This is a genomic window from Nonomuraea sp. B5E05 (assembly GCF_039880665.1).
Taxonomy (GTDB): domain Bacteria; phylum Actinomycetota; class Actinomycetes; order Streptosporangiales; family Streptosporangiaceae; genus Nonomuraea.
Genome location: NZ_JBDPMJ010000003.1, coordinates 492631 through 506633, shown reverse-complemented (window position 1 = coordinate 506633; position 14003 = coordinate 492631). Strand labels below are relative to the sequence as shown.

Below are 14003 nucleotides of genomic sequence, written 5' to 3'. Positions count from 1 at the left end.
TCCAGGCCCGCGTGCGGCCCAGCAGGAATCGAGAAGCGCCGCTCCCTGCCCGTGCCTAACCTGACCACCATGAGCATCACCGTTCACGTGGCCTTCCTCCCGCACGAGGACCCCGACCGCCGCCGCGCCGAGCCGATCCGTCGTGCATGATGCCGCGTTCCGAGGTTCCTTCCGTGCTCCGGCGTCTCATCCCTGCCGCCTACCGGCCGGTGCTCGCCAACCGGGCGTTCCGGCGGCTGATCCTCGGCTTCGCGGTCTCGTACCTGGGGGACGGGATGAGCTTCGTCGCGGTGGCGTGGCTGGCCATCGAGCTCGCGCCGCAGGCGAGCGCCGGGTTGTGGGTCGGCGGCGCGGTGGCCGCGTACACGATGCCGGGCGTCGCCGGCGCGCTGGTGCTCGGCCGCCGCATGCGCCGGGTGCCGGCCAGGCGGGTGCTGGTCGCCGACAACGTGGTGCGCGGCGTGTTCCTCGGCGCGGTGCCGCTCGCCTGGTTCGCGGGGCTGCTCAGCCTGCCGCTGTACGTCGTGCTGCTCGCGGGCTCGTCCCTGCTGCACGCGTGGGGCAGCGCGGCCAAGTACACCCTGCTGGCCGAATTACTGCCGGGCGAGCAGCGGCTCGCCGCCAACACCCTCGTCAGCACGCTCAACTTCGCCGCCACGATCGCCGGCCCCGCGCTCGCGGGTGTGCTGGTGACGTACGTCGGCTCCGCGCTCGTGCTCGGCCTGGACGCTCTCACCTACGTCTTCCTCGCCGTGATCGTCCTGCGCACGCGGCTGCCGGAGTCGGGGCCCGTCTCCCCCGTCGACCGGACGGCCGCCCGCGGCGGGCTCGCGTTGTTGCGGTCCCGTCCCGAGCTGCTCGGGCTGCTGACGCTCACCTGGTTCTTCAACCTGCTGTACGGCCCGGTCGAGGTGGCCCTGCCGCTCCACGTGACCCACGACCTGCGCGCGCCCGGCACGCTGCTCGGCCTCTACTGGATGGTGTTCGGCGTCGGCGCGGTGCTCGGCGGGCTCGTGGCCGGCGCGCTGCGGCGGCTGCCGCTCTGGCCCGTGACGGTCGCCATCGTGCTCGGCTGGGGGCTCCTGCTGCTGCCGTTCGCCTTCGACGTGCCGGTGGCCGTGACCGTCGCGTGTTTCGGGCTCGGCGGCGCTGTCTACGGGCCGTTCGTGGCACTGTCGGTGACGCTCATGCAGGCGAAGTCGCCGCCGGAGCACCTGGCCGCGATGCTCGCCGCCCGCAGCGCGGCGCTGCTCACCGCATCGCCGCTCGGCACGGCGCTGGGCGGACCGGTCACGACGGCGCTGGGCCCGCGGGCGACGCTCGGCGCCTCGGGACTGGCCACCGTGTTGCTCGGCGCCATCGCGTGCGTCCTGCTGCTGGCCAGGCGCCGGGGCCGGTGAGCCGGGAAGGGTCCGCGCAGGTCCTCCCCGGCTCGGCCGCGCGCGCCGCCTAGCCGGCCTTGTGCCTGGCCGCCGCGGCGCGGTCCGGCACGACCATGACGATGACCCGGTGGACCAGCCATTCCAGCGGCCCGCGCCGCATCCACCGCAACCACAGCGGCGAGACGGCGAAGGCGAAGACCGCCATGCCGGCGAACAGGGTGAAGGCGTAGGGCGGGTCGCCGGCCACCCGCTCGATGAAGACCTGGTGGGCGGCGTACCAGGTCAGCGCCAGGCTCCCGGCGGCGGTCAGCGGCCGCAGGGCCACCTGCCAGCCGGGCCGCTCCAGCAGGGTGAGGAGTCCGGCCAGCAGCAGCAGCGCGACCCCGGTCATCATCGGCGCCATCGGGATGCTCAGCGCGTACAGCTGGTGCGGCGGCAGGGTCAGCACCGACGCCCACGGCTGCAACATCGGCCCGCCGGTCGACTTCATCATCGCCGCCAGCGCGGCCTCGGCGCCCAGCGGGACGAGCGCGACCCACGACAGCAGCCAGCTGACGGCCACCAGCAGGGCGCCCCAGCCGGCCATCTTGACGCGCACGGCCGGGCTGCGCAGATCGAGCCGGCCGATGGCCAGCCCGGCCAGCAGCAGCGGGATCGCGTACGGCGTCTGGAAACCGCCGCCCATCAGCAGCTGGTGAAGTTTGGCGAGCCAGTCCTGCGGGCTCAGCAGCACCGTCAGGCCGAAGGCCGGCTCGGCGCCGGCGGCGTTCATCGGGGAGATGGCCCAGGTGCGGCCGTAGTTCAGCACGACGAAGCAGAAGACGGGCAGCGCGGCCCCGAGGACGCCGGCGGCGGCCAGGAGCGTGCGCGGGCGCAGGCGGACCAGCGGTATCAGCACCAGCAGCCACACGGCGTAGAACTCGAGGATCGACAGGTTCATGCCGGACAGCTGGTCCACACACAGGCTGATCAGCAACAGCATGGCCGCGCGGACCGCGAGCCGTCTCCTGGCCGTCGTCAGCCGCTCGCCGTCCAGGGGCGCGGGCCCACCGGTCATCAGCGCCACCGAGATGCCGGCCATCAGCACGAACAGGCTCATCGACCGGCCGGAGACGGCGTGCTCGACCCAGTCGAGCACCGCCGGTTTCTCCGGCATGGGGGCCGGGGCCAGCCATCCGGTCGGGCTGACGTGCATGTAGACCATGCCGACGATGGCCAGCGCCCGCACGGCGTCCAGCCCCAGCAGCCGCCCGCGCGGGGGCCGGGATCGGTTCGCCGGCGGGGCGTCATGGGGAACGTCCACGGGATGGTTCATTTCAGGTCGGCCTCCCAAGGCAGGGACATGGTCCCGGCTTTCTCCGGGCGAACGTTTCGATGTCTTCTCGGAATGCGTCACGGAATTTTTTCGACGGGGCTCTCGCGTTATCGGCCGCACGGTTTCCGGCCGGAACACCGGCCATGACGCACAGGCCGGGACGGAACGCGAAGCTCCATGGCGACCACCGTAAAGGCGGTCGCCGTCGATTCCTTTCAGCTTTCACATCGAAATGCCAGCGGTATTCCATAGGTCTTGTAACAATGCGCGGCAGGTATTATCTGCGGCATGTCGCTGAGAAAACCGTCCGCCGTCGCGGGAGCCGTGCTGTGCGCTCTCGCCCTGGCCGGATCGGCCGCCGTGGCCGGGTGCGGGATCGATCCGCGGGTGCGGGTGGAGGGGCAGGCCAGTCATGACCGGGGCTCGCCCGCGCCGGCGCAGACGGCTGCCGGCGCGCCGTCCGACCTCGACGGCCTGCAGGTGCTGCGGGAGGATCCACGGCTGGGCACCAAGAGCACGTCCGCGATCAGGCGGTGCGAGCACGGCAAGTTCCCCGTCTACTCCGAGGAGATCTCCCTGTCCGGCGACTGGGGGCACGTCCGCCTGGTGGCCGTCACCGTCTACACCTGCCCGGGCCGGAGTTGCGGATATGAGGGCACCCGTGGCACCTATGTCTACCGTCTCGCCGGAGATCAGCCGGGTGAGCGCGTCTACGTCCACGAGGGCGCGGGCAGCCGCGTCGAGGTCCGCGACGCGGCCCTGGTCCTGGTCCGGCCGGAATACCGGCCGGGCGACGCCGCCTCCTGCCCGACCGCGACGCGGACGACGCCGCTGCGCTGGAGCGGCCGCACGCTCGTCCTCGACGGCGCGTGAGACGACCCGAGAGGTTGAACAATGGACGCCACCGAGACCCCGCACGTGTTGTTCGTCGAGGACGACGAGGTGATCAGGGAGGTGACCCAGCTGACCCTCGAACGCGACGGCCTGACGGTCACGACCGCCGCCGACGGGATGGCCGGCCTGGAGTCCTTCCGCGCCCGCACCCCCGACGTGGTGCTGCTGGACGTGATGCTGCCGGGCATGAACGGAGTGAGCCTGTGCCGGCGTATCCGCGAGGAGAGCCTCGTCCCGGTGATCATGCTGTCGGCCCGGGACGACGCCGTCGACGTGGTCGTCGGGCTGGAGGCGGGCGCCGACGACTACGTGACCAAGCCCTTCGACGGCTCGGTGCTGCTGGCCCGCATCCGCGCGGTGCTGCGCCGCAGCGCTCAGGGCGGCGCTCCGGCCGGGCGGCGCGCCCGCCCGCTGCGCTTCGGCGATGTGGAGATCGACGTCGACGGCATGCGGGTGCTGCGCGGCGGCAGGCCGGTGGCGCTCACCCCGACCGAGATGCGGCTGCTGCTGCGCTTCGCCGAGTCGCCCGGCACCGTGCTCAGCAGGGACGTGCTGCTGGAAAGCGTCTGGGACTACGCCTACGGCGGCGACTCCCGGCTGGCCGACATCCACGTGCAGCGGCTGCGCAACAAGATCGGCGGCGAACGCATCGAGACGGTGCGCGGCTTCGGCTACAAGCTGCGCGCGGAGGGCGAGTGAGGCTGCGGCGGGCGACGGGGCCATGGCGGATGAGCCTGCGCTGGAAGATCAGTGCCACGGTCGCCGCGGTCAGCGTCGTCGTGGCGGTGGCGCTCAGCCTCATCGTCCATCTCGCCTACGCCCGCAAGCAGGCCGACGACGCCCACCGTCTGCAGGCCGAACGCATCCAGCTGCTGGTGCGCGAATATCACCGCGGCAGCCAGCCGGCCTTCGGCAGCCAGCTGGACGACCCGGCCGTGCCGGCGGACCTGCGCGCGGCGGTGCGGGGCGGGAAGGTCGCCACCGCGCTGCGCCAGACCTCCGAGGGCACCTTCATCTGGGCGGCGGCCGGCACCGGCGACCACATGCTGTCGTTGCGCTCCGACTACCGGCGCAGCCTCGATGACCTGGCCGCGCTCGACCGGGTCCTGCTGCTGGGCTCGGCCGCGGTCGTCGCCGGCGGCACCCTGGCCGGGATCGCCATCGGCGCGCGACTGTCGGACCGGCTGCGCCGGGCGGCGACCGCCGCCCGCCACGTCAGCGCCGGCGACCCCACCGTCCGGGTGGGTGCGGCGATCGGCGGCCGCTCCCACGACGAGGCCACCGAGCTCGCCCACGCCGTCGACGCGATGGCCGGCGCCCTGCGGGCCCGCCTCGAAGCCGAACGCCGGGTCACCGCCGACATCGCCCACGAGCTGCGCACCCCGCTCACCGGCCTCACCACCGCCGCCGAGCTCCTGCCGCCCGGCAGGATGACCGACATCGTGCGGGAGCGCACCCAGGCTTTACGCGCCCTCGTCGAGGACGTGCTGGAGGTGGCCCGGCTGGACACCGCCACAGAACGCCCCGCCCTGTCCGACGTCGCTCTCGGGGAGTTCACCACGCACCGCGCGGCGGCGCTCGCCCCGGACGCGCAGGTCGTGGTCCGCGCCGGCGCCGTCGTGGCCACCGACCCGCGACGCCTGGAGCGCATCCTGGCCAACCTGCTCACCAACGCCACCCGGCACGGCCGGCCGCCGATCACCGTCGTGGTCGACGGAGCTCGCGTCACCGTCCACGACCACGGCCCCGGATTCCCCGGCCATCTGCTGCGCGACGGGCCGGCGCGTTTCCGCAAGGGCGGCGACCAGACGGCCGCGGGTCACGGCCTGGGCCTGACCATCGCCGCCGGTCAGGCCGGCGTGCTGGGCGCCCGGCTCACCTTCGCCAACCCGCCGGAAGGCGGCGCGCTGGCCACGCTCGACCTCGCCCCCGCCTGCCGGTGAGACCTGCGGCGGGCTCAGCGGCCGGTGAGCTGGGAGCGGTCGACCTTGCCGGTCGGGTTGCGCGGGACCGACGGCACGAACACGACGTCGCGGGGCACCTTGAAACCCGCCAGTTCCGCCTTCACCGCGCTCTTGAGCTCGTCGGCCGACAGCGTGACGCCCTCCTCGGCGACCACGTACGCCGCCAGGCGCCGGCCGAACTCCTCGTCGGGCACGCCCAGCACGGCCACGTCGGCGACGCCCGGCAGGCGGGCCAGGAGGTTCTCGACCTCCTGCGGGAAGACGTTCTCCCCGCCGGAGACGATCATGTCGTCGTCGCGGCCGTCGACGAACAGCAACCCTCGCCCGTCCCGGTGGCCCAGGTCGCCGGTGCTCATCAGCTCGCCCGCCCGCGCGCCGAACGCCAGCCCGCCGCCGACCAGGACCCGTCCCATCTCGCCTGCCGGCAGCTCCTCCCCGTCCGGTCCCGCGATCCGCACGGTGGCACCACGCGGCGGGCGGCCGATCGTGTCAGGGGCCTCCCGCAGGTCCTCGGGCGTGGCGAGGGCGGCCCAGCCGGCCTCGGTGGAGCCGTACAGGTTGTAGAGCACGTCGCCGTAGGCGTCCATGAACGCGGTGGCCAGGTCGGGCCGCAGCGCGGCTCCGCCGGAGACCACCACCCGCAGGCCGGGCAGGTCGCGGGGCTCGCGGGCCAGCAGCCGGGACAGCATGGCCGGCACGGCCACCAGCGCGCCGGCCCGGTGCCGCTCCAGGGCGTCGAGCACGGCGTCGGGGTCGAAGCGGCGCATGAGGACGACGGGGCATCCGAGCACGAGCGCGACCGCGTACCAGAGGACGCCGAGCCCGTGGAACAGCGGCGGCGCGATGAGCATCGGCTCGCCGCCGCGCACCGGCACGGTGGCCAGCATCGAGACGAACGGCTCGGCCAGCTCCGCCACCGACAGCCGCCGGGGCGCGCCCTTGGGCAGGCCGGTCGTGCCCGAGGTGAGCAGCACCAGCCGTCCCGGCCGCCGCGGCACCGGAGCGGGCGGGGCGCCGGAGCGCATGAGCTCGTCCAGGTCGCCGGCCCGCTGCCCGGCGAAGTCCACCGGCGGCAGGCCGGGCGCGGCGACGAGCACGTCGGCCTGTTCGCGGCGCAGCACGTCGCGCAGGGCCGGCCCGGCCAGCCCGGTGTTGAGCAGCAGCAGGTCCGCGCCCAGCCGGGACACGGCCGCGACCGCCTCCGCGAACCCGCGGTGGTTGGGCCACATGACCGCCACCGTCGTTCCCGGCTCCACGCCGAGCCGGTGGTGCAGGCCGGCGGCCAGCGCGGCGGCGCGCCCGTCCAGCTCGGCGAACGTGAGCGCGCCGTCCTCGTCCACCACGGCCTGCCGGTCCGGCCAGCGCGCCGCCGCCATCGCCAGCCCGGCGGCCGGGGTCACGTGGAAATGCCGGTACGCCTCCACCACGCGGGCGAGCGCGGCCGGATGGGCCGGTCGCAGCAACCCGTTGCGGGTGAGGGCGACGGCGGCCCGCGCGCCGAATTCGCCCAGCTCGGCCAGTTTCTCGATCATCACCGTACCCCAGGCCTTTCTCACGGGAAGAGGTACGCGTACCCGCTCAACCAGGCCGGGAACCCCGCGGCGCCGCGATCAGTCGCCGCCCGGGGCCCGCTCCGCCCACCGCCGGCACGGCCGGTCCAGAAGCGTCCCGCGTTTGACATCGCGCGGGCGCACGGCTGTAATGCTCGACGTGTCGTGTGACGTCGCCAGGTGGACGGCGGCGGGTGGGCGGCACCGGACACCCGGGGGTTGATCTCTATGTTCACGGGCCTCACCTGACCTTTTCGCGCCTCGCGTGACGTCTCCGTGCCCCTGAAGGCGCCCAGCGCCCCGGCACAGACCCGCATGAGCCTCCCCCGGCTCATCCCCGCGTGCCCTGGCCGCCGTGGTTTCCCGCGGCACCGACGCCGGCCACGCCGTGCTCACCCGTGCTCACCCGTGCTCGTCCACACCTTGATCGAAGGGACCCCTTCGTGCAGCTCGCACACGTCTCCGTCACGCCCGAAGCCAGGGCCGCCGTACGCTCCCAGCTCGGCACGTTGTTCACCGACCCGCCCACCCTCGACGCCGACCCCGACGTGACCCCCGTCCTGCCGCGGACCGGCGGCGTCCCCGGCATGTGGGTCACCGCACCCGGCGCGAAGCTCGAGGCGGGCGTCACGATCTACGTGCACGGCGGGGGCTTCTCCCAGAAGGACCCGGCGATGGAGCAGATCATGGCCTACCGTCTCTCCCAGGCGACGGGCCGCCCCGCCCTGGCCGTCGATTACCGGCTCGCGCCGGCCCACCCCTACCCCGCGGCCGTCGAGGACGTGGTGGCCGTCCACCGGAGCCTGCTCGCCCAGGAGGTGCCCGCCGAGCGGATCCTGCTCGCCGGCGAGTCGGCCGGCGGGACGCTGCTGCTGTCGGCGCTCCTGGCGCTCGCCGAGGCCGGCGACCCTCTGCCCGGGGGCGCTGTGGCGGTCTCCCCCATCACCGACTTCACGGTTTCGAGCCCGTCCATCCGCGCCAACAAGGGCCGCGACCTCATCGACCCGGACATCATAGGCCTCATCGGCGAGCAGTATCTCGCTGGCGCCCGCCCTGACCAGGGGCCGCAATCGCCTCTCTACGGCGACCTGCGCGGCCTGCCGCCCCTCCTCATCGTCGCGGGCGGCGACGAGGTGCTCCTCGACGACTCCCGGCGCTTCGCCGAGGCCGCCTCCGCCGCCGGCGTCGACACGGCGCTCGACGTCTACGACGGCATGCCGCACGCGTTCCACGCGGTGGTGCTGTTCCCGGGCGACGCTCACCTGCCGACCGCGACGACGTTCCTGCGGCGGCTGGCGGACTGGACGGCCCGGCTCCCGGTCACGTGACCAGTCGGCGCTGGGCGGATCGGGCGGCCTACGCTGAGCTCATGGACGCTGATCTCATCGCCACGGCCGGCGAGCTCTGGGACGCCGATCCGGGCTGGCTCAACACCGCCTCCTACGGCCTGCCGCCCCGGCGCGCCGCCGACGAGCTCCAGGCCGTGCTGACCGACTGGCGGCACGGCAGCAGCGACTGGGCGCCCTGGGACGCCTCCGTCGCCCGTTCGCGTGCCGCGTTCGCCCGCCTCATCGGCGCGCCCGTCGCCGACGTGTCGATCAGCTCCACCGTCTCCCAGATCATGTCCACGGTCGCCACGGCGCTCCCGCCGGGCGCGCGCGTGGTCGTGCCCGAGATCGAGTTCACCAGCAACCTGTTCCCCTGGGCGGTGGCAGCCCGGGTGGAGACCGTTCCCGCCGACCGGCTGGCCGACGCGATCGACGGCTCCACCAGCGCCGTCGCCTTCAGCATCGTCCAGTCCGCCACCGGCCAGGTCGCGCCGCTCGCCGACATCGTGGCCGCCGCCAGGGCCTGCGACGCGCTCGTCATCGCCGACGCGTCGCAGGCCTGCGGCTGGCTGCCGGTGGACGTCGCCGGCATCGACGCGCTGGCCTGCGCCGCGTACAAGTGGCTGATGGCTCCGCGCGGCGCCGCCTTCGGCTACCTGTCGCCCCGCCTGCGCGAGCGCATGCGCCCCCTGGCCGCCGGCTGGTACGCAGGCGAGGGCGGCTCCTACTACGGCCCGCCGCTGCGCCTGGCCCCCGACGCCCGCGCGTTCGACCTGTCACCCGCCTGGTTCTCGTACGTCGGCGCCGCCCCCGCCATCGAGCTGCTGAACGAGCTCGGCGTCCAGCGCGTCCACGACCACGACGTGGCGCTCGCCAACCGCTTCAGGGCCGGGATGGGCCTGGAGCCCTCCGACACGGCCATCGTCTCCGTGGACGCCCCGGGCGAGCGGCTGGAGGCGGCCGGCATCCGTGCGGCCGTACGGGCCGGGAAGGTACGCGCCAGCTTCCACGTCTACACCACCGCCGACGACGTCGACCGCGCCCTCGACGCGCTGGCCTGATCCGAGCGGGCCGAGCCCGGCCGGCGATGGTCCGGGTCACCTCCCGGGGCAGAGCACCGCTTCCGCCGCCTTGTTGACCATGGGCCGGACCGTCTCGCTCTGCAGGGTCAGCGTGACGGACACGGCGTACTGCAGACGGCCGTCGGCCGACACGTAGGTGGGCGTGTAGAAACCGGGTGCGCCGCCCACGACCTCACGCAGGTTGACCGTCCCGCCGCAGAGGCGTTCACCGTCCGGCGGGCCACCGCTCTTCGGCCCTTCGATCGCCTCCTGGAGGCCGGGCGGCAGCAGCTTGCCCCGTGCGTAGGCGCGATGGAAGTCGCTGACCTCCTCCGCCGTGGAGACGACTCCGCCGGCCGCCCACAGATGGCTGGCGTTGATCCGATCCACATCGTGGAGTTCACCCTGCTCGTCGGGGTGGTAGCCGTGGTTGTGCGGGCCCTTGATGCCCTCGGGGGGCTTGGTCGGCAGGTAGGTGCGGCGCATCCCGAGCGGGGTGAACAACCGCCGGTCGAGCTCGTCGGCCAGGGTGTGGCCGGTCAGCCTCTCCACGATCATGCCGAGCAGGATGTAGTTGGTGTTGGAGTAGGAGGCCTTCTCGCCCGGCTCCTGCTCCCTGGCCACGCCGCGCGCGAGCTTCACCAGATCGGCGGGCTTGACATAGGTCGTGAAGTCGAAGGGGTCGATCTTCCCGGAGGCGAAATAGTTGGGGACGCCGGAGGTGTGGTCGATCAGCTGCCGGACGGTGATCTCGTCGGCCAGCTCGACCAGATCCTGCTCCGCCGTCTCCGGCAGCACGTCGGCGAGCTTGTCGTCCACGCCCAGCCTGCCCTCTTCGACCAGCTGCATCACGACCGTGGCGACCATCAGCTTGGTCTGCGATCCGATGCGGTAGCGGGCGCTGCTGGGAACCGTCCCGCCCTTGCCGTCCAGCAGGCGGGAGCCCGCCGACCCCCTGCCCACCCGCCTGCCGTCGACGTACAGCTCCCCGAGAGCGCCCACCACCTCGTCGGTCCCGGCCAGAGCGCTCAGGGCCCGCTGCACGTCCCCGAACCGGGGCCGGTCTGCCGCCGACGCGGCGGCGAGGGACACGGCGGGGCCGAGTGTCAGCACGGCGCACGCCAGGCCGGCGACCCTCGCCACAATCGCACGTTTCATGACCGAAGTCCTTTCTGCCGGGGCGGGAGGCGCCCGCACGCCGATGATGTGATCGTTGTTCTAGCCCGGCCGCTGTTTCCCCGCCGTTTCCCCGGTTCCCCCCGCTCACGGCTCACCGGCTCTCCGGCTGCTCCGGAACGGCGAGGAGCCCGCCCCCGGCTCGCAGGGCGGGCTCCTCGGAACAGATCAGCTGACGCGGCCGCGCGTTCACGTGCCGCCTGTGTGGTAGACCTCGAGCTCGGCGATCGAGGTGAACGTCCGGGTGCCGCCAGGGGCGCCGATGATCCGCACCCCGTCACCGCCGGTCGCGTCGAAAGCCAGCTCGTACGCCCGGAAGGGCCCCGCCGTGTCGTCGTACGGATATCCGGGGGCGATCCGCAGCCCGCTCACGTCCGTCCATTCGTGGTCCTTGCGCACCTGCACCCTGAGGCCGGCGCCGAACCAGCCGCCGTCACCGAACATCTTCCCGCTGGTGAAGACGACCTTGTCCATCGTGTACGCGCGCGGCCAGGTGTATCCCCACCAGCTGGCGCCCTTGCGCTCGTCGTTCCAGTCGTCCTCGCTGCGGGATCTGTCGCCGTCGTTGTAGTACGCGGTGTTGCCGAAGTGCGCGACCCTTTCGACGCCCGCGGTGCCCGGCTCCCTGGCGAGGTTGCGGCCGGCGTCGGGCGCGTTGCCCGGGGTGGTGTCCACGTGCGGTTCGAGGCGCATCCTGCGCAGCGAGAAGGTGTACGCCCAGTGCTCGCCCTCCGGGTAGCCGCCGCCGCACGGGCAGACGTTCGACTGCAGCCACATCGACCGGCCGTCGGCGCTGATGTACTTCGACGGGATGGTCGTGGCGTAGCCCCCGTGCTTGGTGCGCGTCCACGGGTAGCCGCCGAAGTCCTTGCCGGTGAAGCGCCGCCACGGGCCCCACGGCGTGGGCGACTCGTAGAGCTCGAACGTGTACTCCGTCCACGACGTGTACAGGTAGCGGTCGAGCGGCTTGTTGTAGACCCCGCCGCCCTGGCTGATCACGGTGAGGTTCCTGGCCCGTCCCGCGGTGTAGACGTCCTGGTACAGGTGCCGGTCGTCGTGCAGCACGGCGACGCGGTCATCGATCTCCTTCGACCAGGTGGGCGTGCCGGAAGCGGTGAAGCCGCTGACGAACTCCCAGGCGTCGCGGTCCTGCACCGCGTCCTTCGGCACCCGGGCCAGCCACACGTCCACGGGATCGGGCACCCGGTCGTTGAACGAGTCGCGCCAGTTGTGGTCGAGCCCGTAGGCGTAGACGTGGTCGTCGGGCGCGTCGGCGTACGCCTTGCCGTAGTCGAGGAACATGATGGTGGTGAACAGGCCGTCGCGGAACATCGCGCCCGTCGTGTCCCACGTCCACGTCCTGCCGTGGTCGGTCGACTTGGCGATGGTGGCGGCGGGCGCGTCGTTGAAGTCGAAGGCCAGGTCCTGGACGGCCAGGTAGAGGGTGCCGTCCACGCAGGCCATGCCGGTCGGCTTGCGCGTGTGTCCCGGGGTCCACACCTGGCCGACGTCGTCGCCGACCGCCAGCTGGGCGCCGGTGAGGTTCCCCGGCATGCCGGAGATCCTGGCCACGCCGATGTCACTCATAACGCCGCCGAAGCCGATGCCGTCGCCGTACGCGGTGTAGACGTTGTCGTCGTCGGACCAGCATGACGGCCACAGGTCTCCGTGGTTGCGGTTGTCGCCGACGGCGGGCGCCCCGACCGTGGCGCCGGAGTCGATCCGCACCGTCGAGAAGAACGAGCTGGGCGGCGGCGCCGCGGCCGCCGCGGGGGTGCTGTCCTGGGCCACGGCGGTCGTTGCCAGGAGCAGGGTGGCCAGTCCTGCGCCCAGGCCTCGTCGGACGATCGAATACATGGCTTCTCCTGGCGGTGCGGTATCCCCTGGGGCGCGCGGCGGCGGGGGCCGATGAGGGTGGGAGGTGTCGGAGAACAGCTGCTAGCAATCGATTTCTGGCCGAACGTACAAGCGTGGCGCGACAGGCGTCAAGCCCTCGCGTGTCAAAGGTCCTGGTGGGAGCCCGTCCGGCAGGCGGGCATATTTCGAGAAAGTTTGAAATGTGACAGGATGATCTTGGAGTTTTCCCTATTGGACGCCGAAAGGCCCGGGAGCGCGAAGCCCGGCGATGGTAGAAACTTGGTGCGATGCCCACTATCTACGATGTCGCCCGTGAGGCCGGCGTGTCCGCCGCCACCGTCTCGCGCGTGCTCAACGGCGCGAGGACGGTCGATCCCGCCATGGTCGCGCGGGTGCTCACCGCGGTCCGCGAGCTCGGCTACCGCCCCAACGCGGTGGCCCGCAACCTGCGGCGCAGCCGCACAACGCTCTGGGCCGTGATCATCTCCGACATCGGCAACCCGTTCTTCACCGCCACGGTCCGCGGCGTCGAGGACGTCGCCCAGCAGGCGGGCTACTCGGTCGTGCTGTGCAACAGCGACGAAGACCCGGCCAAGGAGGAGACGTACGTCGCGGCGGCGCTGAGCGAGCAGATGGCCGGTGTGATCATCGCGTCGTCGGGCAGCGCCAAGGCGGCCAAGAGCCTGCTCGAATCCCCCATCCCGGTCGTCGCCATCGACCGCCAGTTGCCGCGCGGCGAGGTCGACACCGTCGTGGTCGACAACGAGGCAGGGGCACGCACGGCCACCCGGCACCTGCTCGACGCCGGCTACCGGCGCATCGCCTGCATCACGGGGCCCGAGGGCGTGAGCACCGCCGACCTGCGCCTGCGCGGCTACACCACCGCCCTGTCCGCGCAGCAGCCGCCGGCGGAGCCGCTGGTCGCCAGGACCGACTTCCGCGAGCAGGGAGGCTACGACGCCATGGAGTCGCTGCTGTCCTCCCCCGAGCGCCCCGACGCGGTGTTCGTGGCCAACAACCTCATGACGGTGGGCGCGCTGCGCTGCCTGGCCGACCGCGAGGTGCGGGTGCCCGGGGAGATGGGCGTGGTCGGGTTCGACGAGATCCCGTGGGCCGACCTGGTCCGCCCGTCGCTCACCACGGTGGCCCAGCCGACGTACGAGCTCGGTCGCATGGCCGCCCGCCTGCTCGTCGACCGCATCGCCACCCCGGCGGGCCGGCCCGCCACGGTCGTCCTGCCCGCCGAGTTGCGCCCCCGCCAGAGCAGCGCCCGCTGACCTGGCGCCCGGCTGCGCCCGCATGATGCGCCGCCGGCGCGTCCCGCCGTGCACCCCCCTAGGCCCACCTACGCGCCCTGTCACGGCGTCCTTGTGGGGCGCGCTCCCCTTGTTTGTCCAAATATGGGCCTCTATCGTCACAAATAGGCTCTCATTCTCGTTAAATGAGCGTTAATACTCATTATTTGAGAAAGGCAGT

General features: G+C 72.7%; 11 protein-coding genes. 7 read left to right on the top strand and 4 right to left on the bottom strand.

Going from position 1 to position 14003, the window contains the following annotated elements; translation table 11 throughout:
* Positions 1–173: 173 nt before the first annotated feature.
* Positions 174–1400, top strand: coding sequence for an MFS transporter (locus ABGB01_RS08675; RefSeq protein ID WP_347772051.1), 1227 nt, complete (start codon positions 174–176; stop codon positions 1398–1400).
* 49 nt (positions 1401–1449) lie between these two features.
* On the opposite strand, the gene ABGB01_RS08670 is transcribed toward ABGB01_RS08675, so the two are convergent.
* Entirely contained in the window at positions 1450–2685 is a 1236-nt protein-coding gene (locus ABGB01_RS08670; RefSeq protein ID WP_347772050.1) for a heparan-alpha-glucosaminide N-acetyltransferase domain-containing protein, read from the bottom strand.
* A gap of 300 nt (positions 2686–2985) precedes the next feature.
* Here ABGB01_RS08670 and ABGB01_RS08665 point away from each other — a divergent pair, with 300 nt between their 5' ends.
* The 3 genes from ABGB01_RS08665 to ABGB01_RS08655 are packed head-to-tail and all read left to right on the top strand — an operon-like array spanning position 2986 to position 5534.
* Positions 2986–3570 (top strand): hypothetical protein, encoded by a 585-nt coding sequence (locus ABGB01_RS08665; RefSeq protein WP_347772049.1) that lies wholly within the window; start codon positions 2986–2988, stop codon positions 3568–3570.
* 21 nt (positions 3571–3591) lie between these two features.
* A complete protein-coding gene (gene cseB, locus ABGB01_RS08660; RefSeq protein ID WP_132601001.1) occupies positions 3592–4290 on the top strand; it encodes a two-component system response regulator CseB in 699 nt (232 codons plus the stop codon).
* On the top strand, positions 4287–5534 hold the full coding sequence (locus ABGB01_RS08655; protein WP_347772048.1) for a HAMP domain-containing sensor histidine kinase: 1248 nt from the start codon (positions 4287–4289) through the stop codon (positions 5532–5534). The genes cseB and ABGB01_RS08655 overlap by 4 nt, the downstream gene beginning before the upstream one ends.
* Positions 5535–5548: 14 nt before the next feature.
* On the opposite strand, the gene ABGB01_RS08650 is transcribed toward ABGB01_RS08655, so the two are convergent.
* Positions 5549–7087: an AMP-binding protein gene (locus ABGB01_RS08650; RefSeq protein ID WP_347772047.1), complete on the bottom strand. Its 1539-nt coding sequence runs from the start codon at positions 7085–7087 to the stop codon at positions 5549–5551.
* Positions 7088–7548: 461 nt separating this feature from the next.
* Between ABGB01_RS08650 and ABGB01_RS08645 the strand changes: the two genes are divergently transcribed.
* Together ABGB01_RS08645 and ABGB01_RS08640 are read left to right on the top strand one after the other, a co-directional pair.
* Positions 7549–8433 carry an alpha/beta hydrolase gene (locus ABGB01_RS08645; RefSeq protein WP_347772046.1) on the top strand — a complete coding sequence of 295 codons (885 nt, stop codon included), beginning with the start codon at positions 7549–7551 and terminating at the stop codon, positions 8431–8433.
* A gap of 41 nt (positions 8434–8474) precedes the next feature.
* Entirely contained in the window at positions 8475–9494 is a 1020-nt protein-coding gene (locus ABGB01_RS08640) for an aminotransferase class V-fold PLP-dependent enzyme (RefSeq protein ID WP_347772045.1), read from the top strand.
* Positions 9495–9530: 36 nt separating this feature from the next.
* On the opposite strand, the gene ABGB01_RS08635 is transcribed toward ABGB01_RS08640, so the two are convergent.
* Positions 9531–10652 (bottom strand): serine hydrolase domain-containing protein, encoded by a 1122-nt coding sequence (locus ABGB01_RS08635; protein WP_347772044.1) that lies wholly within the window; start codon positions 10650–10652, stop codon positions 9531–9533.
* Positions 10653–10859: 207 nt separating this feature from the next.
* On the bottom strand, positions 10860–12527 hold the full coding sequence (locus tag ABGB01_RS08630) for a hypothetical protein (protein WP_347772043.1): 1668 nt from the start codon (positions 12525–12527) through the stop codon (positions 10860–10862).
* Between the two features lie 287 nt (positions 12528–12814).
* On the opposite strand from ABGB01_RS08630, the gene ABGB01_RS08625 reads away from it, so the two are divergent.
* Positions 12815–13804: a LacI family DNA-binding transcriptional regulator gene (locus ABGB01_RS08625; RefSeq protein ID WP_347772041.1), complete on the top strand. Its 990-nt coding sequence runs from the start codon at positions 12815–12817 to the stop codon at positions 13802–13804.
* Positions 13805–14003: the final 199 nt, after the last annotated feature.